At 45.5% G+C, this 24,686-nt stretch carries 20 protein-coding genes; 11 read left to right on the forward strand and 9 right to left on the reverse strand.

Annotated elements, in window-relative coordinates; translation table 11 throughout:
- Window positions 1-258 precede the first annotated feature (258 nt).
- Window positions 259-1,485 carry an AI-2E family transporter gene (locus H9W84_RS08580; RefSeq protein ID WP_239743038.1) on the reverse strand — a complete coding sequence of 409 codons (1,227 nt, stop codon included), beginning with the start codon at window positions 1,483-1,485 and terminating at the stop codon, window positions 259-261.
- 315 nt (window positions 1,486-1,800) lie between these two features.
- On the opposite strand from H9W84_RS08580, the gene purM reads away from it, so the two are divergent.
- Both purM and purN read left to right on the forward strand, forming a co-directional pair.
- Window positions 1,801-2,847 (forward strand): phosphoribosylformylglycinamidine cyclo-ligase, encoded by a 1,047-nt coding sequence (gene purM, locus H9W84_RS08585; protein ID WP_099808423.1) that lies wholly within the window; start codon window positions 1,801-1,803, stop codon window positions 2,845-2,847.
- Window positions 2,848-3,017: 170 nt separating this feature from the next.
- The gene (gene purN, locus H9W84_RS08590; RefSeq protein WP_099808424.1) at window positions 3,018-3,710 is read left to right on the forward strand and encodes a phosphoribosylglycinamide formyltransferase; all 693 of its coding nucleotides are present in this window, start codon (window positions 3,018-3,020) and stop codon (window positions 3,708-3,710) included.
- 69 nt (window positions 3,711-3,779) lie between these two features.
- Here the strand turns inward: purN and ubiA are convergent, their stop codons facing one another.
- The 3 genes from ubiA to H9W84_RS08605 all read right to left on the reverse strand — a co-directional run bounded on the left by ubiA (window position 3,780) and on the right by H9W84_RS08605 (window position 6,434).
- Window positions 3,780-4,691, reverse strand: a complete 912-nt coding sequence (gene ubiA / locus H9W84_RS08595; protein ID WP_239743040.1) for a 4-hydroxybenzoate octaprenyltransferase — start codon at window positions 4,689-4,691, stop codon at window positions 3,780-3,782.
- 92 nt (window positions 4,692-4,783) lie between these two features.
- Window positions 4,784-5,602 (reverse strand): methyltransferase domain-containing protein, encoded by an 819-nt coding sequence (locus H9W84_RS08600; protein WP_239743042.1) that lies wholly within the window; start codon window positions 5,600-5,602, stop codon window positions 4,784-4,786.
- A gap of 16 nt (window positions 5,603-5,618) precedes the next feature.
- The gene (locus H9W84_RS08605; protein ID WP_159676627.1) at window positions 5,619-6,434 is read right to left on the reverse strand and encodes an oxygen-binding di-iron domain-containing protein; all 816 of its coding nucleotides are present in this window, start codon (window positions 6,432-6,434) and stop codon (window positions 5,619-5,621) included.
- 345 nt (window positions 6,435-6,779) lie between these two features.
- Here H9W84_RS08605 and tsaB point away from each other — a divergent pair, with 345 nt between their 5' ends.
- The 3 genes from tsaB to H9W84_RS08620 all read left to right on the forward strand — a co-directional run bounded on the left by tsaB (window position 6,780) and on the right by H9W84_RS08620 (window position 9,208).
- Entirely contained in the window at window positions 6,780-7,451 is a 672-nt protein-coding gene (gene tsaB, locus H9W84_RS08610) for a tRNA (adenosine(37)-N6)-threonylcarbamoyltransferase complex dimerization subunit type 1 TsaB (protein WP_239743044.1), read from the forward strand.
- A gap of 113 nt (window positions 7,452-7,564) precedes the next feature.
- Window positions 7,565-8,401 carry an undecaprenyl-diphosphate phosphatase gene (locus H9W84_RS08615; RefSeq protein ID WP_239743045.1) on the forward strand — a complete coding sequence of 279 codons (837 nt, stop codon included), beginning with the start codon at window positions 7,565-7,567 and terminating at the stop codon, window positions 8,399-8,401.
- 6 nt (window positions 8,402-8,407) lie between these two features.
- Entirely contained in the window at window positions 8,408-9,208 is an 801-nt protein-coding gene (locus H9W84_RS08620) for a class I SAM-dependent methyltransferase (protein ID WP_239743047.1), read from the forward strand.
- 69 nt (window positions 9,209-9,277) lie between these two features.
- Here H9W84_RS08620 and H9W84_RS08625 read toward each other — a convergent pair whose 3' ends face one another.
- Window positions 9,278-9,700, reverse strand: a complete 423-nt coding sequence (locus H9W84_RS08625; RefSeq protein WP_239743049.1) for a hypothetical protein — start codon at window positions 9,698-9,700, stop codon at window positions 9,278-9,280.
- A 115-nt stretch (window positions 9,701-9,815) separates the two neighbouring features.
- A complete protein-coding gene (gene secA, locus H9W84_RS08630) occupies window positions 9,816-12,626 on the reverse strand; it encodes a preprotein translocase subunit SecA (protein WP_239743052.1) in 2,811 nt (936 codons plus the stop codon).
- Window positions 12,627-13,080: 454 nt separating this feature from the next.
- Between secA and H9W84_RS08635 the strand changes: the two genes are divergently transcribed.
- The 3 genes from H9W84_RS08635 (at window position 13,081) to fdxA (ending at window position 17,552) form a co-directional block, all read left to right on the forward strand.
- Window positions 13,081-14,091, forward strand: coding sequence for an adenosine deaminase (locus H9W84_RS08635; RefSeq protein WP_420846656.1), 1,011 nt, complete (start codon window positions 13,081-13,083; stop codon window positions 14,089-14,091).
- Between the two features lie 149 nt (window positions 14,092-14,240).
- Complete coding sequence (gene mutS, locus H9W84_RS08640; RefSeq protein ID WP_239743054.1) at window positions 14,241-17,156, forward strand: DNA mismatch repair protein MutS; 2,916 nt, start codon at window positions 14,241-14,243, stop codon at window positions 17,154-17,156.
- Between the two features lie 72 nt (window positions 17,157-17,228).
- Window positions 17,229-17,552, forward strand: a complete 324-nt coding sequence (gene fdxA, locus H9W84_RS08645; protein ID WP_007115596.1) for a ferredoxin FdxA — start codon at window positions 17,229-17,231, stop codon at window positions 17,550-17,552.
- 266 nt (window positions 17,553-17,818) lie between these two features.
- On the opposite strand, the gene H9W84_RS08650 is transcribed toward fdxA, so the two are convergent.
- Together H9W84_RS08650 and H9W84_RS08655 are read right to left on the reverse strand one after the other, a co-directional pair.
- A complete protein-coding gene (locus H9W84_RS08650; RefSeq protein ID WP_239743056.1) occupies window positions 17,819-18,652 on the reverse strand; it encodes an inositol monophosphatase family protein in 834 nt (277 codons plus the stop codon).
- Window positions 18,653-18,687: 35 nt separating this feature from the next.
- Entirely contained in the window at window positions 18,688-20,829 is a 2,142-nt protein-coding gene (locus H9W84_RS08655; protein ID WP_239743058.1) for a 1-deoxy-D-xylulose-5-phosphate synthase, read from the reverse strand.
- Between the two features lie 521 nt (window positions 20,830-21,350).
- On the opposite strand from H9W84_RS08655, the gene ribA reads away from it, so the two are divergent.
- Window positions 21,351-21,992, forward strand: coding sequence for a GTP cyclohydrolase II (ribA, locus tag H9W84_RS08660; RefSeq protein ID WP_239743060.1), 642 nt, complete (start codon window positions 21,351-21,353; stop codon window positions 21,990-21,992).
- A 41-nt stretch (window positions 21,993-22,033) separates the two neighbouring features.
- On the opposite strand, the gene H9W84_RS08665 is transcribed toward ribA, so the two are convergent.
- Window positions 22,034-22,846: a sulfite exporter TauE/SafE family protein gene (locus H9W84_RS08665; protein ID WP_007115592.1), complete on the reverse strand. Its 813-nt coding sequence runs from the start codon at window positions 22,844-22,846 to the stop codon at window positions 22,034-22,036.
- 109 nt (window positions 22,847-22,955) lie between these two features.
- On the opposite strand from H9W84_RS08665, the gene H9W84_RS08670 reads away from it, so the two are divergent.
- The gene (locus H9W84_RS08670) at window positions 22,956-23,867 is read left to right on the forward strand and encodes a biotin--[acetyl-CoA-carboxylase] ligase (RefSeq protein WP_239743062.1); all 912 of its coding nucleotides are present in this window, start codon (window positions 22,956-22,958) and stop codon (window positions 23,865-23,867) included.
- Window positions 23,868-23,911: 44 nt separating this feature from the next.
- The gene (locus H9W84_RS08675) at window positions 23,912-24,640 is read left to right on the forward strand and encodes a pantothenate kinase (RefSeq protein ID WP_219299085.1); all 729 of its coding nucleotides are present in this window, start codon (window positions 23,912-23,914) and stop codon (window positions 24,638-24,640) included.
- Window positions 24,641-24,686: the final 46 nt, after the last annotated feature.

Below are 24,686 nucleotides of genomic sequence, written 5' to 3' on the forward strand. Positions count from 1 at the left end.
GATTGCATAAGATACCTAACTGATGATAAACCGATAAATAAACCTATGATGACGCTATCGCCTATCAACGACGCGTCATTTATTGGAAAAATTGCAAATAAAAAAAAGCATTTAACGCAAGGCTGACCAATCCCTCACAACAAATGCTTGATTGAGCGTATCTATAGCCGCCTATCAGATAGAAAACGCCTATCACATAGTCGGCTATTATACGGCAAAATTACGCGCTTGTAGTCATTTGAATGACATCTTGCTGTTTTAGAAGATATTTTTTATCCGCGTCATCCAACTGGTATTTTCTTTCTTCATTTGCGCCTCGATTTGTTTTTGTTGCTGCTCAAGCTTGATATCCATCAGATTTTTTTCTTTAAATAGACTATATTGGGCATCGCCTTTATAAAACTCAGTTTCACGGTAACTGTCATACGCATGTTTGAATAGCACATTGAGCACAGCGGCGAGCGGCAAAGCAATCAGCATACCGGCAATGCCTGCCAGTGCCGCCCCGGCAAGTACCGCAAATATCACCCACAATGGTGATAAACCAATTTTATCACCCAACAATAACGGCTGCAAAACATAACCTTCCACCGCCTGCCCTACCATAAAGGCACCGACAATTAGCACTAAATGTACCCAGTCCACGCCAAATTGAAACAGCCCTGCAATAATCGCCGCAATAAAGCCAAGGGTAAAGCCAAGATACGGCACAAAACTTGCGATACCCGCCATCATACCGATGATAAGACCGACTTTAAGTCCAATGAGTTGTAATTGCACCGCGTACACCATACCGAGCAACACCATCACCAGTAGCTGACCTTTGATAAATGACATTAACGCTTCATCACTTTCTTTGGCGATACGATAGACCGATGGAATATAACGGTTGGGAATCATATGACGCATTTTTACCAAGCGCTCATCCCAATTATATAGAAAATAAAACATCAAAATCGGCACCAGCACCACAATGCCCGCCACGTTGATTACATTCATGCCTGATAACATTAAATTGGTAAAAAATGAGCGCGCATCGGTGATATTGTAGTTTTCTTTGAGATAATCCACCAAGCCTTTGGACATATCACGCACTTGCATGGCAGGCAAGCGTATGGGGGTGTGAGAACGCACCCAGCCTCGAAGCGTATTGTTATAATAGTCAATTGCCGTTGGTACATACTTCCATGCCGATTGTAACTGCTCCCACACCAGCGGAATGAGCCACCAAAGTATCAATCCAATCATCAGCCCAGTGGACAAATATACCAGCAAAATCGCCACCCAGCGGCGAATGTGTGCCTTGTCCTGTAATTTTTGTACGAGCGGATTAATCGCATACGACAAAATAAATGCTACCAAAAATGGTAAAATTACCGATTGTAATTGATAAATGATATAGCCTATTGCAACCAAAAATAGCGATATAAATACCCGTTTGAAAAACACATCTTTCGTAAATCGATAAGGGAATGGGTTGTACATAGGTTCCTCAAAAAAGCCAAATACGCCAAAAATATAAGGGTAATGTCAAATAAAAGACGGTCACTGCCATCGTTGTATTTTCGACTAATTTTAGGTAATTTGACAAAAATAGATAGCGCAAACTGCACAACTCATACAAATATTCAAAGCTATGTTATAAAGCCATATCACATTTATGGTATTAGAAGGCGTTATGAACGATAAACAGCCTAATATCAGCCAAGTAGCAAAGCGATGGATTATTTTTCTTTTTGATGGGAATTTGGGTATAATGCGCGTATTACTTTTCCCAATGATTCTGGCGATAGGAAGACCATGACTACACAACCCACTTCGTTAAGTTATAAAGATGCTGGCGTCGATATCGATGCTGGCGAAGCGTTAGTTCAGCGCATTAAATCAGTTGCCAAAGCAACTAGCCGCTCTGAAGTAGTCGGTGGTTTGGGTGGATTTGGCGCCTTGTGCCGTATTCCGCAAGGCTATAAATCCCCTTTATTGGTCTCAGGGACTGATGGTGTCGGTACCAAACTCAAACTGGCTTTACAACTGCAGCAGCACGACACCATTGGTCAAGACTTGGTCGCGATGTGTGTCAATGACCTGCTAGTCTGTGGCGCCGAGCCGTTATTTTTCTTGGATTATTATGCCACAGGAAAACTGGACGTCGATACCGCAGCAACGGTTATCACCGGTATCGGTGACGGCTGTAAATTGGCAAATTGTGCGCTCATCGGTGGCGAGACGGCTGAAATGCCGGGTATGTATCAAGATGACGACTATGATTTGGCAGGTTTTTGTGTGGGCGTCGTCGAAGAGTCGGAAGTTATCACGGGTAAAAACGTTGCCAACAGTGATGTGTTAATCGGTATCGCCTCTAGCGGCGTGCATTCAAATGGTTATTCATTGGTGCGTAAAGTCATTGAAGTCAGCGGTGCCGATGTTGCCACTGAACAATTAGACGGCAAAGCATTAAAAGACGTGTTGATGGCACCGACAAAAATCTATGTCAAAGCCATTGGACAACTGCAAAAAACCTTGGGCAACGCAAGCTTGCATGCGATGGCACATATCACCGGCGGCGGCTTGACGGAGAACCTACCACGCGTATTGCCCGACCATTTGGCGGCGCAAATTGATGTGAAATCTTGGACATTCCCGCCTGTATTTGCTTGGTTGCAAGAAAAAGGCAATATTGCGCAAATGGAAATGTACCGCACTTTTAACTGCGGTGTGGGTTTTGTCGTCGTGGTACCGGCAGATAAAGCAGACCAAGCCATTGAATTACTCAATGAACAAGGCGAAACCGCATGGAAATTGGGTGAAATCGTTGAAAGAACAGGCGATGCGGTAACCTATCGCTAATGTTATCCGCGACTCAATCGGTTACTTTACTATTGGGCTATTTTACCCTTAATTTACCCTTAAGCTAATTTATCCTTGAGCTAGTTTATCCTTGAGTTAATTTAAAAGGTGCGTTTTTACGCACCTTAGTTTTTCCAACCTATTGCTTTGCTATCCTTATGAAGTTGAACATGACAAACCCTACCCCGTTAAAAATTGCCGTCCTCGTCTCTGGCAGTGGCAGTAACCTGCAAGTATTAATTGATAAGCAGCTGCAGCAATTATTAAACATTCAAATCGTGGGCGTGATTAGTAATAAAGCCGATGCCTATGCACTTGAGCGCATCCGCCTTGCCAATGAGCAGCAAGCTAATATTGCAACCGCAGTGATTGCGCGTGACGATAATGGCAAAAAATATACCCGTGTCGGTTTTGAACAACGGGCACTGCAAGAATTGCGCGCGTGGCAACCTGATTTGGTGGTGTTGGCAGGATTTATGCGGATTTTAACGCCGCTGTTTATTGATGGTGTCACCAGCAAGGATGGATTAAACGTGCCCATGATAAATCTGCACCCGTCACTGCTACCCAATTATAAAGGCTTAGATACCCATACCCGTGTGCTACAATCTGGCGAGCGCTATCATGGTTGCAGCGTGCATTTGGTAACGAGCGAACTCGATGCGGGGGAAGTCATCGCCCAAGCGGTGACCTGCGTCAACGCGGCTGAAAATGCTAGCCAATTACAGCAGCGCGTTCATGCGATGGAACACCAACTGCTGCCTATGGTGGTGGGGTTATTTGCTGAGCGGATTGTTTCGCTTAACAATAACCAACTCACCAACCGCCTTGGACTCAATTTGCCTATCAAGTTATGGTTATAGTTAAATTATGGCTATTATCAAAAAAAACGCCTACAATCAAATTTAGGCGTTTTTTATGTTTATCACAGTTTATCCTCGAAGTGCCGATACACTCAGTATCACGATTAGCAAAAATACATAGCGCCCTACCCACACGTTGTCTAAAAATGCGTTAAAGCAAAGCTTACGATCGTAGGTCAGACATTGTTTATTTTGTCGGTAAAACATGGCAACGATAGGTAGCAGCGCCAATACTGAAAGCGCGCCAAAATAATGCCAAAACACGCCCGCCAAACTGAGCAAAAATATCCCTTGCAGTAGGCTAATTATCAGCACATCATATTTACCAAATAAAATCGCGGTGGATTTGACCCCAATTTTTAAATCATCCTCACGATCTGCCATCGCATATTGGGTATCATACGCCACCGTCCAGCACATATAGCCGACAAACAGCAGCCAACACCAAATATCAACCTCTGTCTGCCCCGTTAATACTTGCGATACCGCAACATACGCCATCGGAATCGCCCAGCCAAAAGCCGCTGCCAAAAACAGTTGCGGCAAATGGGTAAAGCGTTTCATAAACGGATAGATAAACGCCAGCGCCACCGCACCAAATGACCAAATAAAAACCTGCACGGGCAAAAATACTAATAGCGCTGCACTCACCCAAGATAAAATTAAAAACGTCCAAACCGCTTCTTTACCCGTCAAGCGACCATCCGCCAGCGGCCTACCTTTGGTTCGCGACACATGGCCATCGACTTTTCTATCAGCAAAGTCATTGATGGCACAGCCTGCCGCTCGCATCAACACCGCACCCACCGCAAAGATTGCCACCACATGCCAAGGGGGGAGTTGCTCAAATCCTTTTGCCGCCAAAAACACCGCCCATAAAGTCGACCAAAACACCAGTTCAATGCCCACAGGCTTATCAAAGCGGGTCAAGTGAATATAGGCTTGTAGCTTATCTTTAAAAGATAGAGTGTGTGTAGTCATAGAGTTGTTAATTAAAATAATCAAAAAGAGGTATAAAGTTGATGCTAGTGTAACGCTAAATGTTAGCCAAATCGTCGATAAATTTGTTACCCTTACAGCTGTAAGCCAATCATCAGCAGCTCATAATCCAGACCAATCGGCGATTGGTCTTGCAGATAGCGTCTAAATGTCGCCGTATCGATGCGGTCTTTGCCAGAGACGGCGCCGCCCATTTGCTTGAGATTTTTTAACAGACTTTTTAAATTGTCATAAGAAAAAGCAAACGATTGCTCGGTGTGATACATTAGCGTGCCTTGACGCTGTTGCCGCAAGGTCTCTATCGCCGCTAGCCAAGCTTGACTGGATAAAAAATCAAAAACAGGTAACTTGGGAAAGCGCTGACTGACTTGATGAAAAGAGCCTGCCACCGGAATTGCCAGATGCAGTTGACCTTTGGTTTTGACAATACGCCCAAGCTCTGCGATAACGCTTGGCGATGTCCAATGAAGGGCAAAACTACTCATCACCAAATCGGCTGATTGATTCGCCAATGCCATATCTGCCATATTGGCGCAAAGCGCTTGGCTGTGCAGCGTCATTGGAGAAGTTGGTGAGGATGAGGTAGATGACAGCGGCATCGACAAAAGATGCGCGACTCGCTGTTGCCAAATTGCAAGCATACTGGCAGCAGTATCGACGCCATATAACTGAGCGGAAGCTAACGCTGCATTTTGTAAAAACTTTGACATCACCGCCTGCGTCAATTTTCCTGTGCCACAGCCCACATCAACCACGCACATATCGGTTACGCCGGTATGGTAACGCACAATGAGCTGCGCCAAATGCTCTGCCACCTGCGATTGAATCGGCGTGGCGGCATCGTATGAGTTGGCAAATTGTTCAAAAACAGGGGTAACAGTACAAGACATCATCGACTAAAACAACAAATCAGTCAACTTTAACACTATTAATCAGCCTTGCATAGTCATAATCGTCTTGTGTGAGCAAATCAACCCCACAAGGCAAATTGCCTATCCAATCCAAAAAGCGATTAATCATGGCTTTGCCAACAAAAGATTTGCCATGCTGCGGCACAATCATCTCGACATCTAACTGCCGAACCGCATCTGCCCAAAAACGGGTGACTTTATTACTGACCATGTAGCGCTGATGAAACCCTCGCATGGTCGGAATATGCGCGTCAAAATCTTCCACTGGCACATTCGCATCACCGAGCAACGAAGCCCCCATATCGCCTGAAAATAAAATTTTGCTGATGGGGTCATAAAACTGAAAATTACCTTCTGAATGCAGAAAGTGCGCAGGCAAAGCAAATAACTGGCTTTTCCCCAAAGGCAACACCGCGCCTTCATCTGGCAGCGCAATCAAGCGCTTAAGATACCCTTCTTGCAGACGGTCAGTGGTAAACGCGGAGTTAAGATGCGGTAAAAAACGCTCCCACAATCTTGAGATGACGATATTGGCTTGGGTATGCAATAACCAACGCGGCAATGACGCAATGATATCGGGGTCTTGATGTGAGCCAATCACATAGCGGATATGCCTTATATCCGTATGTTTGAGTAGTGCTAGGGTTAGCGGCGTATAGGTCAAATCCCCACCTGGGTCAATAACCGCGCCGACAGTTTCTTCATCTGAGTGCAAAATTAAAAATTGATTGGACTGAATACCGTCACCTTTTACCAAATCACTAAACATAATGCACTGATGCTTGCCATTATCAAAAATTATTTTACCGCTCATAACCTATCTACCCATTTAACCGACAAATAAAACTTAGACCACTAATAAAACATGCTATAACATACGCTATAAAATTGCGCAGCAAAGTGACTTTGAATAACTCTGAGTGACTTTGCAAACCATTGTTAACCGTTAGCTATCAACTTTAATACATTGGCTTTAAATCCCTAAAAATAGTAAGGATTATAGCATTTTATTGACGGGATTGAGGGCATTTTTGCTTAAATCCATGTTAACTAAATTATGCTCAAATTTGTTTTTAGTGGTATTATACCAAGCAATTTTTTAGGCAAAATTTGTGTGCTTTAAGCGCATGATTGCTGCTAACGGTAAAGGCAATTTGTTATGATTTTGGCACTTGAAAGTGTGTTTGACCAATGCTCAGTGGCATTCGTGGATTTAGCAGGTAATGTCATCGCTGAACAGACCCTGACGGGAAATCGTCTGCAAACCCAGCAAATTTTGCCGATGATACACGCGCTGATGACAGCATCATCGATTGATTGGTCACAACTGACTGCGATTGCTTTTAATCGAGGTCCCGGGGCTTTTAGTGGCATACGCATTAATACGGCGGTAGCGCAAGCCATCGCTTTTGCCCATGATTTGCCTTGTTTGCCGGTATCAAGCCTGCAAGCTATCGCCCAATCGGCATTTGAACGACACCAAAGCCCCCACGTATTGGCGCTGACAGATGCGCGCATGAACCAAGTATACGTCGGTGAATACGCCGTGAGCGATGGTATCATGCAGCTTGTGGCAGGCGCTACTGAGCATTTGCTTGATTATGACAGTGTGATAGACAAAGACTTAGCCTTAGTAGGCAATGGCGCAACCTTGGTCAATGCGCAGCTAGGTCAAGCCATCTTTGCCGATATTCGCCCCTCAGCGATTATCATTGCCAAACTTGGGCTAACCTTGTACCAGCAGCACCAATCCGTCCCTGCTGAGCTGGCACTGCCGGTTTATTTAAGAAATAATGCGTGGAAAACCCTAGCCGAACAACAAAAGGCTTAATTTATCGGCTGATTACTCATGTTGTGTTAAGTTTGACTCGCTACCCTTTACCTTGTTATAAGCGCAAAAATTGTTAGCTTTGACTGTTAATAACTAACATAGTTGGATACGTTATGGATCTTATTTTGATTTTTAAAGCCATCATCATGGGCATGGTTGAGGGCATTACCGAATTTTTACCGATTTCAAGTACCGGGCATTTAATTCTTGCCGACTCCCTGTTAAATTTTTGGACCAAAGATAAAGCCGACTTGTTTATCGTCGTCATTCAGCTGGGTGCGATTTCAGCGGTAATTTATTTGTACTGGGGGCGGCTATGGCGCGCCTTGATGGGACTTATTACGGGTAAAGACCCTAAACGTAACAACCCGCGTCAATTGGGTATCTCGCTGATTATTTCCACCATTCCGATTATGCTGATAGGTTTGCTGTTTGATAAAGCGTTAAAAGCGGCGTTATTTAACCCAACCGTAGTGGCGATCTCATTGATTGTCGGTGGTTTGATTATCTTTTGGGCAGAGCGCCAACAACACAAACATACGGTCAAATATGCCGAAGCAGAAGATATTGATATTAAAACGGCGATTATCATTGGCTTGATTCAATGTCTTGCCTTGATTCCTGGTACTTCTCGCTCAGGGTCTACCATTATCGGCTCGCTATTTTTGGGGGTATCACGTAAGGCGTCTGCGGAGTATTCTTTCTTTTTAGGGATTCCTGTATTGGTGGGTGCTGGGCTACTAGATCTGACCAAAAACCATCATATTTTAACCACCACTGAAGACTGGACCATCATGGCAGTGGGTGTGGTGGTATCATTTATTTTTGCCATGATTTTCATCAAATGGTTGGTTAACTGGGTCAGTACCCGCGATTTTACGATTTTTGCTTGGTGGCGCATCGTGGTAGGCGTACTGGTACTCATCGCTGGTATGCTGGGCTATATTTAAATCCCTATGCTATCTCATCAATCAATCCAACTGTATTATGTTGACACTTTGCCAAGCGAACAGCGTTTGGCAAACGTTGAAACCATACTCGCCCCTTTATCCGTCAATTTACAACCACAAAAGATTACTAGCAAAGTAACTCAAAAATGGCTGAAATCCGTCGATGATAGCAGTGTGCTGATTGATGAGATAGGCGATGTTTTTGTCATCGCAGCGGGCATGAAAGTCAGCCCAAATTGGCAAAGCCTACAACAGCGTGTGGTCAAAGCGGGCAAAAAAACTGAACTACTACTCAAAGCCATGCAGCTACAAGCTAACATGACTGTCATTGATGCAACCGCAGGATTTGGGCATGATAGCCTAATCTTGGCAAGTACCGGTGCCAGTGTGACGTTGCTTGAACAGCAGCCAATCATGTTTTTGCTACTGCAACTGGAACAGCAAAAAATGGCGCAGCAGCGCAACTGGCAAAAATTAATGAGTCGATTAACGATTTATCATGGCGATGCAATAGCGTTGCTGGCTAAGTTGCCAAAAGTCGACCGTGTCTATCTAGATCCGATGTTTCCTGCTGATAGCTACAAATCAGCGGTTAATAAACATATGCAGATGTTGCATACTGTGACGACCCCGCCGTCGATTGCGCAAGCCCAACAAATATTGTCGGCAGCGTTGGCGCAAATAACCCCACAGGGTATGGTGGTAGTCAAACGACCTAAATCAGCGCCTTTTCTTGCGGACCAATCGCCCAACCTAAGCCTATCAAATGATATCGTGCGTTTTGATAATTATTTGAACCGCATTTAGTTTGAACAACGTTTAGATGAAGTGTTAAAAAAGCTGATGGGTATCAGCTTTTTTTTGTGAGTGCAGTTGTTATTGACCAACCTTTTGGTTACCGACTGCAGGCGCTGCATCATCGCTGGCTTTTGGTGCGTTGGGCGAGGCAGGCGCATTGTCAATGACGGTATCATTTTCCGTAATCTTATCCATGGCTGAATTATCCGCGCCGCCGTCATCTGCAGCGTCTGCCTCGGTACTCGCTGGCATCGCATCTACAGTGGTCGCCGCGCCACTGGCGTTGGTAGCGTCAGGACCGGCATCTACGGTGGCATTGGCTTCGGTCACAGCGGCGCTATTTTTTTCATCGGCAGGCGCAGCGGACATTGGTACGGCTTGTGATTCTGCCGCTGACGCTGCGGCGGCGTTGTCTGTGCTGTCAGTCTTTTTATCACAAGCTGTCAACGTAAGCGCCGATACTAAACTCAGCATGGTGATTTTTGCTAGTGTGTTTTGCATGGGTATTCCTCTACTATCAATAAATCGCTCAACCCGACAACGTAATTGATAGCCTATATAGTAAAAATTGCTCAATCAACGAGTTTGCTAATTCAAAGATGATAATGATATCACCTTAAATTTTACCATGGCATTGCTTGTATTTTAAACCCGAACCACATGGACAAGGGGCATTTCGGCTAATCGCTAAGTTGGCATACGGATTGTCACCATTTTCTGCCATCTCTGGACTCGCGGTTGCTGCTGCTGAGCCACTTAGACCAAATGAATACGTGGCTCGCGTGCGTTGCTGGCTGTTACGCGCAATCATGTCTTCATCGTCACTCAGCTCACCGGTCACGCCATTCATTTCTTGGTGCTCAAAATGCAGACGCATCATCTCGGCTTGTTCACGTTGCTGGCGCTCAAGCTCAGCGATTTCTTCTGGCGTTGGGATATGAACACGCGCTAAATCTTGCACGGTTTCAGACTTGATAGCACCAAGCATACTTTGGAACAATGAGAAAGACTCAGATTTATATTCTTGCTCAGGATTTTTTTGCGCATAGCCTCGTAGATGGATACCTTTACGCAGTTGATCCATTTGGTTTAGATGTTCTTTCCAATGCTTATCTAGGCTAGATAGCATAAAGTGACGCTCAAGCTGGGCGGCATTTTCCTCGCCCATTTGCTCACGGCGAGCGCGGTAGTTGAGTAGCGCAGCCTCAATGATTTTTTGGCGTAAACCTTCTTCATCCAAACGACGATCGGCATCTAGCCAGTCATTGATTGGCATATAAATACGAAACTCATTTTCAAGCTCGTCTTCAAGCCCATCAATGTCCCATTGGTCATCAATCGAGCCTGGTGGCACGAACTGGTCAATCAAGGCATTGTACACATCGTAGTGCATCGCTTCGATAGCTGCTTGTAGATTACTTTCGGCAAGCAGTTCATCGCGCTGTTTATAGATAACCTTACGTTGTTCGTTGGCAACGTCATCGTATTTGAGTAGACTCTTACGGGCATCAAAGTCGCGGTTTTCCACTTTCCTTTGGGCGTTTTCAATCGAGCGTGATACCATTTTGTGCTCAATGGCTTCGTCTTCTTTTAGCCCCATGGCGCGCATCATATTCACCACGCGATCGCCAGCGAAAATCCGCATCAAGTCATCTTCAAGCGACAAGAAAAACCGTGACTCCCCCGGGTCACCTTGACGACCCGCACGGCCGCGCAATTGGTTATCAATACGGCGCGATTCGTGACGCTCAGAACCGATGATATGTAAACCACCCGCCTCTAGCACTTGTTGGTTTCGCACTTGCCATTCGGCATGGGCTTGCTCTTTCATTTCAGGGGTAACGTTGTCGATTTTGGCGAGCTCGGCTTGCCAGTTACCCCCCAAGATAATATCGGTACCGCGACCTGCCATGTTGGTGGCAATAGTGACCGCATTGGGGCTACCTGCTTGCGCGATAATATCGGCTTCACGCTCATGCTGTTTGGCATTGAGGACGTTATGTTGAATACCTTCTTGCGTCAATAACTCTGAAAGCACTTCACTGGCTTCAATGGTTGCCGTCCCCACCAAAATCGGTGCTTGTTTTTCTTGAATACGTTTGATTTCGCGGATGATGCCTTGATACTTGCCCATTTTACTTAGGAAAATTTGGTCATCAAGGTCAATACGCTGAATCGGTTTGTGGGTTGGGATAATCACCACATCTAGATCGTAAGTTTGTTTAAACTCCGCGGCTTCGGTATCGGCTGTACCGGTCATGCCTGAGAGTTTGTCATACAGACGGAAATAATTTTGGAATGTCGTGGTGGCGAGCGTTTGGTTTTCGGCTTGGATTTCGACCTGTTCTTTGGCTTCAACCGCTTGGTGCAAACCTTCCGACCAGCGGCGACCGGGCATGGTACGCCCTGTGTTTTCATCGACAATGATGACTTCGCCTTCATGCACGATATAGTGAATGTTTTTAACAAATAAATGGTGCGCACGAATCGCAGCTTGAACGTGGGCTAATAGTGGCAAGCGCGTTGGGCTATATAGACTCTCGTTTTCGCCAAGCTCGCCTTTTTCCACCAAGAATTTTTCGATTTTCTCGTAGCCTTTTTCGCTGATTTCGATTTGACGATTTTTTTCATCAATCCAAAAATCCTGCTCACGGTTTTCGCGGTTGCCTTCTTCGGTTTCTGAGCGTTTAAGGCGCGGGATGATGGTGTCAATCAGCCTGTACATAGCCGATGAGTCTTCGGCTTGACCCGAAATAATAAGCGGCGTACGCGCTTCATCAATCAAAATCGAGTCAATCTCATCGATAATACAATAGTTGAGTCCGCGCTGTTTTTTCTCATCTAGGCGAAACACCATATTGTCGCGCAGGTAGTCAAAGCCGTATTCATTGTTGGTACCATAGGTAATATCTGCGGCATAGGCCTCAAATTTTTCCATCGGGTCTTGCTGTGAGTAAATCACGCCGACAGTCAAACCCAAAAAGTCAAACAACGGGCGGTTTAGTTCGGCATCGCGGCTTGCCAAGTAATCATTGACGGTAACCACATGCACGCCTTTACCGCTAATCGCGTTGAGATATATCGCAAGCGTTGCCATCAAGGTTTTACCTTCACCCGTGCGCATCTCGGCGATTTTACCTTCGTGCAGGGTGATACCCCCGATGAGCTGTACATCGTAGTGACGCATGCCAAGGACACGGCTTGAGGCTTCACGACAGACCGCAAAGGCTTCAGGTAAAATCGTATCTAGGCTAGTACCCTGCTCAAACTGGGTTTTAAATTCCGCAGTTTTCTGTTTTAATGCTTCGTCAGAGAGGGGCTGGATTTTGGGTTCTAAGGCGTTGATTTTGTCGACCAACTTACGCATTCGCTTAAGCTCACGGTCGTTTTTGGTGCCGATAACCTTGCCTATCATTTTGCCTAACATACGAGGGTTTTCCTAAAGTGCTCAAATCAATAAGTGCGATGACTTTTAATACGATGACGGTTAATAAAGGTGTTCAAAATAAATTTTGCTATTATATATGGGTTTGCTTTTTTTAGATACAAGGTTATGAGAGCCTGTAAGTTTGAACCGCTCGCCTCATGCGCCTGTTAACTCTTAGGCGATTAATTTCCAATCATTAATTTACGCGCAATACCATCAAGCTTTAGAACGAGACCTGTTAAATAATAAGTTCAATAACCAATTAAATAGGAATCATTGTAAAATGATACGATAAAGCGACTGGATGTTTGCACCTTTTTTGCAGCCTGATTTTTATTACCTTTATCTTTATGAATCCATCCCCATAATTGAGCTTTATTTTCGAGATTTTCATTGTTGAAATTTTCTTGGAAGATTTTAACGTCATCTTTGCCATTATGCTATCGAGTTTGCTATGACTGCCACATTGACGCCACAACAACTGATTCATCAATTACCCAAAGCCGAACTACACGTGCATATCGAAGGCACGTTTGAGCCGGAGCTGATGTTTGCCATCGCTAAACGCAACCAAATTGATATACCCTACCAAACCATTGAAGATGTCAAAAATGCCTACAATTTCCATAATTTACAATCGTTTTTGGATATTTACTATGCCGGCGCAAACGTTTTAGTCAAACAGCAGGATTTTTATGATTTAGCGTGGGCGTATTTTGAAAAATGCCAGGCTGATAATGTGGTGCATACGGAGATTTTCTTTGACCCGCAGACCCATACTGAGCGGGGGGTGGATTTTGCCACCTGTTTTCAAGGGCTTTATCAAGCCAGCTTAGATGCCAAAGCAAAAATGGGTATCACCTCGCATTGGATTTTGTGTTTTTTGCGTCATTTGAGCGAAGACAGCGCGTTTGCCACCCTTGAGCAGGCCTTGCCATTTAAGGATACTATCATTGGCGTGGGGCTTGACTCTAGCGAAGTGGGCAATCCACCCGCCAAGTTTGAACGGGTATTTGCCAAGGCGCGAGCGCTTGGGTTTTTGACGGTTGCGCATGCGGGCGAAGAAGGCGATCCCGCGTATGTTTGGCAAGCATTGGATTTGTTAAAGGTCAATCGTATCGATCACGGTGTGCGCTCGGCAGAAGATGATAAACTCATGCAACGCTTGATAGCGGAGCAAATGCCGTTGACGGTGTGTCCGTTAAGTAATCTTAAACTAAAAGTGGTGCAAGACATGGGTGAGCACAATATCAAAACCATGCTGCACCAAGGCGTGTGCGTGACGGTGAACTCAGATGACCCAGCGTATTTTGGTGGCTATATGAATGACAACTTTGTCGCCATTGAGCAAGCGCTAGCGCTATCAAATGACGATATCAAACAATTAGCCATCAACAGCTTTAAGGCGTCTTTTATAGGGGATGCTGAAAAACAGCATTGGATCTCCAAAATCGCATCGCTTTAAGCTTTTAAATAAGTTTGTAAATAAGCTCGAAAAAATAGGCTTGAAGAAATAAGCTACAAGTAACGTGCATGCCAGCCTTAACCAACCTCACACACCCAACATGGTGCGACAAACGCACCTGTTGCTTAATTTCATAACGTTTAACTATTATGCCCCAGACCATGCCTCACAATCTTGACCATCACACCCCCATGATGCAGCAATATCTTACGCTAAAAGCGGATTATCCGCATGCCTTGGTGCTGTACCGGATGGGCGATTTCTATGAGCTGTTTTTCGATGATGCCAAGCTTGCTGCCGATATTTTGGGCATCACCTTGACCCGACGTGGCAAAGATAAACAGGGCAATATCATCCCGATGGCAGGTGTGCCATTTCATTCGGCAGACGGCTATATTGCTCGGCTGATTAATGCCGGGCAAACCGTGGTGGTCTGTGAACAAGTCGAAGAAGAAAAGCCAGAAGACGGCTCAGAAGACAATCTAGAACACAATCTTGAAGACAACATTGTAGCAAAAGACACTGCAGCCAAAAGCATAGCAAAAAAAACCAGCAAAACAAAAGCCAATGCCGCTAAGATTATGGAACGTAAAGTCGTCCGTACCTTAACCGCAGGAACGCTGACTGATGATAACCTCATCACCCAAGGGCAGACGCCAACCGTCGTCGCGATTAGCTTTGCCAAACAGCAAATGTCGGTGGGATTGGCACAGCTGGATTTGGCACAAGGGCAAATTCGCGTCACTGAGCTTAACTGCGACAGTCATGCCCAGCTACAAAGCGAGCTTGCTAACGCGCTCACCCGCTTTGATCCTAGTGAAGTGCTGATAGATGAGCAGCTGTCTGAGGCGTGGCAACATTTTTTGCAGGACTGTTTGAGGGCAAATAGCCCAACAGCTACCCTGCCGCCGATTTTGTCACAGCCGCACAGCTATTTTCTGCCCAATAACGCGCTTGAACATCTGACCCAGCATCTAAGCGTCACCACGCTGGCAGGATTTGGCATTGAGCAAAAACCGCTTGCCATCTCATCGGCATCGGTTGTGCTGCATTACGGCAAACAGACCCAGCAAGCTGACTTACGCCATATTCGCAGCCTGCAGCTCGAGCATAACGGCGATTTTTTGCAGCTTGATACCATCAGTCAGCAAAATTTGGAAATTTTTAAACCCGTGTTGGCATCGGGTATTTCGCTGTTATCGGTGATTGATCATTGCCAAACGCCGATGGGCAAACGCGCTTTAGTGCATCATTTGCGCCGACCGCTACGCAATGTCACCCTGATTAACCGCAGGCTTGATGCGGTTGAACAACTGATGGCATTACCGATAGCAGCGTTTGAATTGCTTAAACAAACCTTAAGCGAAATCAGCGATATCGAACGGATTGGGGGACGCATTGGCTTGGGTTCAGCAAAACCGACCGATTTGCTCAAATTGCGTCTAAGTCTGGCACAAGCGTTAGCGTTGTCAAAGCAGTTGCAGCAACATTTTGATTTTGCCACCATAACGACGCTAACTGCTGAGACGCCTTTGCTTGCCATGCTTAGCAAACAACTACCTGACTTAGCCTTAACTGATAGCTTTGCCAATATCCATGCCTTACTAGAGCAAGCGATTGTCGATGAGCCACCCGCCCACATCCGTGATGGCGGCATGATAAAAAAGGGCTATGACCCACAGCTTGATGAATTACAAAATCTGCATGGCAATATCGAGCAAACTTTGGAAGCATTGGCGGCGCAAGAGCGGCAAAAAAACAACCTGCCCATGCTTAAAGTGGGCTTTAATAAAGTGAGCGGATTTTATTTTGAACTTAGCGCCCTACAAGCCAAGAACGCGCCTGAGTATTTTACTCGCCGTCAAACGCTCAAAAATGCCGAACGCTTTATCACGCCAGCGCTCAAAACCATTGAAGAATCCTATTTATCAGCTCAAGGGCAAGCGTTGACCCTTGAGAAGCGTATCTATGAAAACCTGCTGGGTCAGCTTAAGTCTCAGCTTGGCGAGGTGCAGCGCCTTGCCAAAGCGATTGGGTACTTGGACGTACTCGCCAACTGGGTCAGCCTAACGCGTTTGCAGAATCGTTCTCATCATAGTAAAAACTGGTGCCGCCCGTTGTTTAATACCACTGATGATAGCGCAAGCCTCAATATCCAAGGCGGACGCCATATCGTGGTTGAAGCAGGTCAACAGCGCCAAGCTCACCATCAGACGGCATCGCTTTACCCATTTGTCGCCAATGACTGTGTCATGGGAACAGCCACCCAACTTGAACGCTTAATGCTCATCACAGGCCCCAATATGGGCGGTAAATCGACCTACATGCGTCAAACCGCGCTTATCGTACTACTTGCTTGTTGTGGCGCGTATGTCCCTGCGCAGTCGGTGACACTCGGTCGTATTGAGCGGATTTTTACCCGCATTGGCTCAGCAGATGACTTGGCAAGTGGTAAATCAACCTTTATGGTCGAGATGATTGAAACCGCCAATATCATGAACCAAGCCAATGCCAACTCATTGGTACTCATGGATGAAGTCGGTCGTGGCACCAGTACCCAAGATGGTCTAGCAATTGCGCATGCGTGCGTGAATTATTTAGCAGAACAAATCGGCTGTTTGACCCTATTTGCCACCCATTATTTTGAGCTCACTGAATTGGCTGAGCGCCACCCCAAAATGTTTAATCAGCACCTTGTCACCCAAGAAATCAACGGGCAGTTACTACTACTGCATAAAATCGCACCCGGGGCAACGCATCGCAGTTTTGGATTGCATGTCGCCAAAATGGCAGGTTTGCCGCAAGCCTTATTAGCCCAAGCGCAATATTATTTAGATAACCAAAGTGAACAAAAAAGCTTGCCAAACAATCCTTTACCCTATCCACCAAAAGATGAGCAGCAAATGGGGCTAGATTTGCAAAGTGCCGCGGCTGACTATCAAACGTTGAAAACTGATGAATATAAACTTACTCAGCAACTAACAGCCCTAAACCCTGACGAGCTGACGCCGAAACAGGCGTTAGAATTTATTTATTCATTAAAGGAATTGTTAAAAAAAGCGTAACGCGCTAAAATAATACGATTGTATTTTTTATGCTTTTAACATTTGTGCAACTAAAAAAAGGTAGCCACCGCCATGACTTTCGTCGTTACTGATAACTGTGTTCGTTGTAAATATACTGACTGCGTTGAAGTCTGTCCTGTGGACTGTTTCTATGAAGGTCCGAATTTTTTGGTCATCCATCCTGATGAGTGTATTGACTGTGCGCTGTGTGAGCCAGAATGCCCTGCCAATGCGATTTTTTCTGAAGATGAAGTGCCAAAAGGTCAAGAAATATACATCGAACTGAATGCAGAACTCGCTGAAAAATGGCCAAACATCTCAGCCATGCACGACCCACTACCCGATGCCAAAGAATGGGATGGCGTACCTAATAAATTACAGTATATTGAAAGATAGCCTTTCTAACATACGCCATTTAGGTGATTTTTAGCAAGATGCTATAAACAAGATTCCATAAAACAGCATATAGAACGAGGACGGCAATCAGTGAATATTGATTGCCGTTTTTATATTGTCATTTCTTATTATGCCAGCCTTGGTATTATGCCAACGTTGTTTTCTATCTGCTTAACTTAACCTCTTTAACTTAGCCTATTTTTTTGCAAATTGATTATGAAAAAAAACGCGCTATGGATTAGCGCGTTTTTAGTGTCACAACAACATCAGCCTTTTACGGCACTGCCCCAAACTGGCACCACAGTTTGCATCAATGGTTTTAACAGTTTGATATTTGCCGCAAAGATAGAACCTGTTTGCATCGCATTGTGTGCGCCTGTATGGTCAACCACAGTACCGCGCGCTTCAGTGACAATCAATTCACCGGCACAGATATCCCAAGGTTTGATAGACATTTCAAAATAACCATCAAACCGTCCCGCTGCTACATATGCCAAATCTAACGCGGCTGAACCAACACGGCGCACTTGACCGCCTTGTTCGCAGATTTTTTGTAAGCTTTCAAAATGCTCTTTGGCATACGATACTTTACCTTCCGCGCGGTTACGCTCAAGCGGATGACCTGTGGTAAAAAAGCCGCCATCAATGGTTTTATGCTCACTGACGCTGATACGGCGTTGGTTGAGGCGCGCGCCTTTACCACGACTGGCTGAGAACATCTCATCACGCACTGGGTCATAGATGATGCCATGTTCGGTGACGCCATTTTTTTGCACCCCGATTGAGACACAAAAATGCGGTAAGCCATGAATAAAGTTGTGGGTACCATCTAATGGATCAATGACCCAGCACCAGTCTTTATCATTGCCCTTGCCTTCTTGTAGCCCAAACTCTTCACCCAAAAATGAGTGGGTTGGGTAGCTTTCTTTGAGCATCGCGATCAATAATTCTTCGCTGTAACGGTCGATTTCGGTCACCAAACCATCTAAGCCTTTGCTTTCAATCGTGAAATCTAGCTTGTGGCGATTGTTGTGTGCATTTAAAATCTCTTGACCTACTTTTTGTGCAGCGCGGGCTGCCATGACGACCATCGGTTCCATAATTGACCTTTTGTTGAAGGATAAAAATCTAAAATTTATGACAAAATCGTTTGCATCTGTTTGACCACACCCGCGACATCTAGCCCACAATCGGCTAATTGCTGCTCAGGGCTGCCATGCGCGATATATTTATCGGGGATACCGATATTAAGTAGCGTTGGCAAGGTTTGGCTTGTTTTTGCTGCTTGGGCAACGAGGTATTCATTGATCGCACTACCGGCACCGCCCATGATTTGGTGTTCTTCAAGGGTAACAATGGAGCAGTTTTGCGCCAATAGAGTATCCAGTAATTCGCTGTCTAACGGTTTAACGAACCGCATATTATAAACAAAAAACATCGTTGTTGGGTAAGTTTCGGCTAAGTTTTGACACGCCGTGACCGCCGTCTTTACCATGGTACCAAAAGCAAGCACTGCAACTTTTTTCGTCACGTTGCTCGTACCTGCTGCAGTGGCATCAATAGTCTGCTCTAGCTCTGCCTTACCGATTGGGTACATCGCTTGGTTTTTATCAATCTCTGCCCCAATGCCATTACCGCGTGGATAACGCACCGCAGAGGGTCCCATATGCTTATAACAGGTATTAAGTAAGTTATAGCACTCATTTTCATCTTTTGGACAAGCAATCACCATATTAGGCACAGTTCGCATAAAGGCGATATCAAACACCCCCGCATGAGTCGCACCGTCTTCACCGACCAAGCCTGCACGGTCAATGGCGAACATCACGTTGAGATTTTGCAAAGCCACATCGTGAATCAGTTGGTCATAGCCACGTTGTAAAAATGTGGAATAAATCGCGACAATCGGCTTGACGCCTTGGGTTGCCATACCACCCGCTAGGGTCACTGCATGTTGCTCGGCAATCGCCACATCAAAGAATTGACTTGAAAAGCGCTTGGCAAATTCGGTCATGCCTGAGCCTTCAGCCATCGCAGGGGTGATTGCCATCAGTTGTTTGTCAGTGGCGGCTTTATCGCAGATAAACTCACCAAACACTTGCGAGTATTTTTTGGCGGGAGTAGCTACGGGCTTTTGGCTGTCAACTGGCACAGATTTTTCTTGCGCTGGGTTGATTTTTTTGAGTTTGGTAATGGCATGATAAGTAATCGGGTCGCATTCTGCCGGTAAAAAGCCTTTACCTTTGACCGTATGCACATGAACGAGTACCGCACCTTGTAACTGCTTCACCCGTTCAAATACCTGCGTCAATTTGGCAACATCATGCCCATCAAACGGTCCAAAATACTGAAAACCGATGGCTTTAAATAAGTTTTCAGGGAACACTTCATCAATGAGTTTATTGGCGATTTTCTCAGGTAATGTCTCTAACTGAGAGGGTTTAGGAATACCTTTTTCTGCCAATTTTTCGACAATTTTATTGGGCAGGCGCGAGGTCCAATCATCTAAGGCTTCATTTGCCATGTGCAAATAATGACGAATACGGCGGTCTTCACTGGAGATGACGCGCTTGGTAAAAATCGCATCACCGTTTTTATCGATATCGACTGCCAAACCACGCTGCCAGAGGGTGGCTAAATGTTTAGAAAATCCGCCCGTTGCCTGTGAGATTGACATGTCATTATCGTTGAGCACCACAATCAAATCGGCATTTTGCTGCACCGCGTCATTCATCGCTTCAAACGCCATGCCGCCTGTCATAGCACCATCACCGACGATGCTAACCACTTTGTCATGTTTGCCTAAATAGCGCATAGCAAGCGACATGCCTAGCCCTGCAGAAATCGCCGTCGATGAATGCCCAACGCCAAAAGTATCATACTCAGACTCATGACGCTCAGGGAAAGCAGTCAGCCCATGTTGGCTACGAATGGTGGTGAGCTTGTCACGGCGACCTGTTAAAATTTTGTGGGGATAGGCTTGGTGCCCTACGTCCCAGACAATTTGGTCTTTGGGTGAGTTAAAGACATAATGTAGTGCAATGGTCAGCTCAACGACGCCAAGGTTAGAACCAAAATGCCCGCCACTGACGCCCGTTGTATACAACAAAAACTCGCGCAGCTCATTGGCTAATTGCTGTAATTGCGCGATACTCATTTTTTTTAGGTCATCAGGACTGTCCACCCCATCGAGCAGCGGCGTATGCGGCTTTAGCATAGGAATGGTATCAAAGGTTTTTAATGGGTATTTTTGGTTAGCTATTTTAGTTTTTGACATATCTTGGCTGACACTTTTCATTGCTTACAGGCACTCGATGAGCCCTGTTGACACAGGTGAAAAAAATAAATGGTAAAACGCACAATGACTATTAACACCTTATTGTTGGCACAAAATTGGCACAAGATACGGGCACAAAGTTGACAGACTGCCAAAGCGTTGGGCGCTTGAAAATCGAGGTGACTAAGCTAGCATTACCAGCTTTGAATTGCCAATGTGGCGCATGAATGTGGCATAATAGCATTTTTTTGTTGATTAAACATCAAACCTCGCTATTTTAGATTGTATCTTATAGCTTCTATAAAGTTTAGCTTAGCGCCTTGAATTTTTGATAAATTTTGACAAAAAAGTTACCTCAGATAGGATGCGAGCCTAGCTTGCGGCTTATTGATAAGATGCGTAATGACGCTATCCTTCTTGATATTTTAATCAATGCCTTCATGTAAAGGGCACTTTTATTTTTGGGTTTACCGACTTGGTTCAGTTGTTTGGGTCAGTGGGTCATTTTTTTGGAGTAGTGGGTGTCGTATCAATTTATCACGCAAGCAACCTTACCAACAGCGCATGGGCTATTTGATATTCATGTGTTTGAAGATACGGACGACACGGCACGCGATGCGTTTGGCAATCGCAAGCATGAACACGTCATGCTGACGGCAGGCTTACCCATGGCCGATAAATCCAAAATCCCATTGGTACGCATTCATAGCGAATGTTTGACAGGGGATGCCTTTAGTTCGCTTAAATGCGACTGTGGCCCCCAGCTCAATGCCACCATGCAGATGATTCAAGCTTATGCTAAAGATGGCGGCTGCGGGGCGATTTTATATTTGCGCCAAGAAGGACGCGGGATTGGACTGACCAACAAAATCCGAGCTTACGCATTGCAAGACCAAGGACATGATACGCTTGATGCCAATTTGCTGCTCGATTTACCTGCCGATGCTCGCACCTATGAAATGTGCAAGCCGATGCTTGAGCATGTCGGTGTGGACAAGGTAAAGCTGATAACCAACAACCCCAACAAAATTGACTATCTCAATGATATTGGTATTGAAGTGGTAGCGCGCGTACCGCTGTTGGTGGGTGTTAACCCCCACAATGAAGCCTACCTCAATACCAAAAAAGCGCGCATGGGGCATATGATTGAGAATGGATTATAGAATTCACTCTCATGACATAACATAAAACCCATTGTTTATTTTTACCATAAATTAATCCCTAGCGCGCCCAGCATCATTTTTGCTCCCACAATCAGCAGCAGACCACCAAACATGCGCTTTAAGGTATTAGCAGGCAATTGGTGCGCCAATTTTGCCCCCACTTTGGCAAATAGATAACTCATCACTGAAATACACAAAAACGCGGTGATGTGTACAAAGCCAATCGCCTCAGCGGGCAATCCTTGTACATCTTTACCAAAGAACATAAACCCGAGCGCCCCTGCAATGGCAATCGGTAAGCCACAGGCTGCAGACGTACCCACCGCTTGTTGCATGGTTAAACCAAACCGGCTCAAAAACGGCACGGTAAAACTGCCACCGCCAATACCAAAAATCGCCGATGCTGCGCCAATCAAGCCCCCGACCCCTGTTTGCACAGGCGCAGATGGCAAGTGAGTGGTCGCGACAACTTCCGATTTTTTAGCCAAAAGCATTTTTAGCCCCATAAATAGCGCCATGCCAGCAATCAAAAACGCCAAGACCTTACCATGCAATAAATCTGCGATATAAGCACCAACAAAACTACCAACCACCAAGCCAATTGACATGTTGCGCCATACATCCCAGCGCACGCCACCGCGCTTATTGTGCGATTGCATGGAGCTTATCGATGTCACCACAATCGTGGCAAGCGATGTCCCTACCGCCAAATGGGTAATGACATCGCTTGGATAGCCATACGCTTTAAAAATCGCCATCAGCACAGGTACGATAATCAATCCGCCACCGACACCAAACAGACCCGCACAAGTGCCAGCAAATGCCCCCGCCAGCAAAAACCACAGATACATCATTTTTTGCATTTCCTTTGATTAAAAATAGCGTTAGTATAGCAAACTTATCTTTTTGTCGTTTGTAACATTGTGCCTAAGCTTATGAACCCAACCCTATGTAACCATCCCCATGAGAATTGATTCGCTTTGCCATACCCATTTAGCCAGCACCCACTCAACCAACAGCCAGCTGATTGAGTGGATGGTGCTAAGCTATCAAGCGCAGTCGCCCACCGACCATAACCGACCGCATTTTAGCCGACCCCATTTGTTGACTGCCGATACCCAATCAGGCGGACGTGGTCAACATGGCAGAACATGGCAATCACCGCTAGGCAATGTTTATTTATCGCTGTATGTGCCGACACAAGCCTATGCTTGGCAGCAAAATCTTTGCTTATCTTATCGATTAGATGGTCGCTTGTCACTGTGCGTGGGTTATCAGCTCAGTCAAATCCCTATCATAGAACACATCAACCAAACAAGACTGGCAAAGCATTTGCCCACCATTGGCGTCAAATGGGTGAACGATGTGGGTTTTTATCAACCACAAGACAACCTACCTGACCAATTTCAAAAACTCTCGGGTATTTTGATAGAGCCTGTCAATGTCGCAGGTCACATGCTAGGGGTCGTCATCGGTGTGGGGGTCAATATTGCCCATGCCCCTGTGCTGACCGAGCAAACCCAAGAAGGCTTAAACTACCAAGCGATAAGCCTGCAAGATTTGACAGCGCAGCGCTTACAGCCCCGTGAATTTTATCAGCCCATTACCGATGCCATAGCTAATGCGATTGGGCAATTTAATCAGCTGCAAGCGACTGAAGCAAGTCAACAATTTATCCATGATTTTGCCCAAAAAGACGTATTAAAAAACAAGCATTTGCAAATTCATAACGCCTTATCTGAGCAATCAATAACAGGCATTGCAACAGGTATCGATGCGCAAGGCTGTCTACTGATTGAGCAAGCAGATGGCAGCACACAAACGATTTGGACAGGCACCATTCAAGTTTTGGATTCAGCCGTTTCATCATTGTAAATAAATAAACACAAATAAAGCATCCCATTCAAAGGTTCTCACTTATGACAAAACTTTGGCTAGACTTGGGTAATACCCGCTTAAAATATTGGCTCACGGACGATAGCGGTCAAGTGCTGGATCATGCGGCTGAGCAGCATTTGCAAGCCCCTGCCGAATTGCTCAAGGGGTTGACCTTTCGGCTTGAACGACTCAATCCTGACTTTATCGGGGTATCATCCGTGCTTGGACAAGCCGTCAATAATCACGTCGCAGAAAGCCTAGAGCGATTGCAAAAACCGTTTGAATTTGCCCAAGTCCATGCCAAGCATGCGCTGATGTCGAGCGATTATAACCCTGCCCAACTTGGCGTTGACCGCTGGCTACAAATGCTCGGTATCATCGAGCCTAGCAAAAAACAATGCGTGATTGGCTGCGGCACTGCCGTTACCATTGATTTGGTCGATCAGGGTCATCACTTGGGGGGCTATATTTTTCCCAGTATCTATTTGCAGCGCGAGTCGCTATTCTCAGGAACGCGCCAGATTAGTATTATTGATGGCACTTTTGATAGTATAGATTCAGGCACCAATACCCAAGACGCAGTGCATCATGGTATTATGTTATCTATTGTCGGGGCCATTAATGAAACAATTCATCGCTACCCTCAATTTGAAATCACCATGACAGGCGGTGATGCCCATACTTTTGAGCCGCACCTATCAGCCAGCGTGGAAATTCGGCAAGACTTGGTATTGGCGGGACTACAGCGTTTTTTTGCCGCTAAAAAATAACACTAAAAATCAAAACTAAAAACTAAAAACTAAAAATCAGAAATAA

Origin of the sequence: Moraxella tetraodonis, assembly GCF_022359095.1 — a bacterium.
GTDB lineage: Bacteria > Pseudomonadota > Gammaproteobacteria > Pseudomonadales > Moraxellaceae > Faucicola > Faucicola tetraodonis.

Excerpts from the sequence above, each read along its gene's own strand:
- tsaB (WP_239743044.1), top strand. The coding sequence starts at position 6,780 with ATGATTTTGGCACTTGAAAGTGTGTTTGACCAATGCTCAGTGGCATTC.
- secA (WP_239743052.1), bottom strand. The coding sequence starts at position 12,626 with ATGTTAGGCAAAATGATAGGCAAGGTTATCGGCACCAAAAACGACCGT.
- ubiA (WP_239743040.1), bottom strand. The coding sequence starts at position 4,691 with ATGACTACACACACTCTATCTTTTAAAGATAAGCTACAAGCCTATATT.
- fdxA (WP_007115596.1), top strand. The coding sequence starts at position 17,229 with ATGACTTTCGTCGTTACTGATAACTGTGTTCGTTGTAAATATACTGAC.
- H9W84_RS08605 (WP_159676627.1), bottom strand. The coding sequence starts at position 6,434 with ATGAGCGGTAAAATAATTTTTGATAATGGCAAGCATCAGTGCATTATG.
- H9W84_RS08580 (WP_239743038.1), bottom strand. The coding sequence starts at position 1,485 with ATGTACAACCCATTCCCTTATCGATTTACGAAAGATGTGTTTTTCAAA.
- H9W84_RS08675 (WP_219299085.1), top strand. The coding sequence starts at position 23,912 with ATGACAAAACTTTGGCTAGACTTGGGTAATACCCGCTTAAAATATTGG.
- H9W84_RS08625 (WP_239743049.1), bottom strand. The coding sequence starts at position 9,700 with ATGCAAAACACACTAGCAAAAATCACCATGCTGAGTTTAGTATCGGCG.
- H9W84_RS08665 (WP_007115592.1), bottom strand. The coding sequence starts at position 22,846 with ATGATGTATCTGTGGTTTTTGCTGGCGGGGGCATTTGCTGGCACTTGT.
- H9W84_RS08620 (WP_239743047.1), top strand. The coding sequence starts at position 8,408 with ATGCTATCTCATCAATCAATCCAACTGTATTATGTTGACACTTTGCCA.
- purN (WP_099808424.1), top strand. The coding sequence starts at position 3,018 with ATGACAAACCCTACCCCGTTAAAAATTGCCGTCCTCGTCTCTGGCAGT.
- H9W84_RS08600 (WP_239743042.1), bottom strand. The coding sequence starts at position 5,602 with ATGATGTCTTGTACTGTTACCCCTGTTTTTGAACAATTTGCCAACTCA.
- H9W84_RS08670 (WP_239743062.1), top strand. The coding sequence starts at position 22,956 with ATGAGAATTGATTCGCTTTGCCATACCCATTTAGCCAGCACCCACTCA.
- H9W84_RS08650 (WP_239743056.1), bottom strand. The coding sequence starts at position 18,652 with ATGGAACCGATGGTCGTCATGGCAGCCCGCGCTGCACAAAAAGTAGGT.
- purM (WP_099808423.1), top strand. The coding sequence starts at position 1,801 with ATGACTACACAACCCACTTCGTTAAGTTATAAAGATGCTGGCGTCGAT.
- H9W84_RS08615 (WP_239743045.1), top strand. The coding sequence starts at position 7,565 with ATGGATCTTATTTTGATTTTTAAAGCCATCATCATGGGCATGGTTGAG.
- H9W84_RS08635 (WP_420846656.1), top strand. The coding sequence starts at position 13,081 with ATGACTGCCACATTGACGCCACAACAACTGATTCATCAATTACCCAAA.
- mutS (WP_239743054.1), top strand. The coding sequence starts at position 14,241 with ATGCCCCAGACCATGCCTCACAATCTTGACCATCACACCCCCATGATG.
- H9W84_RS08655 (WP_239743058.1), bottom strand. The coding sequence starts at position 20,829 with ATGTCAAAAACTAAAATAGCTAACCAAAAATACCCATTAAAAACCTTT.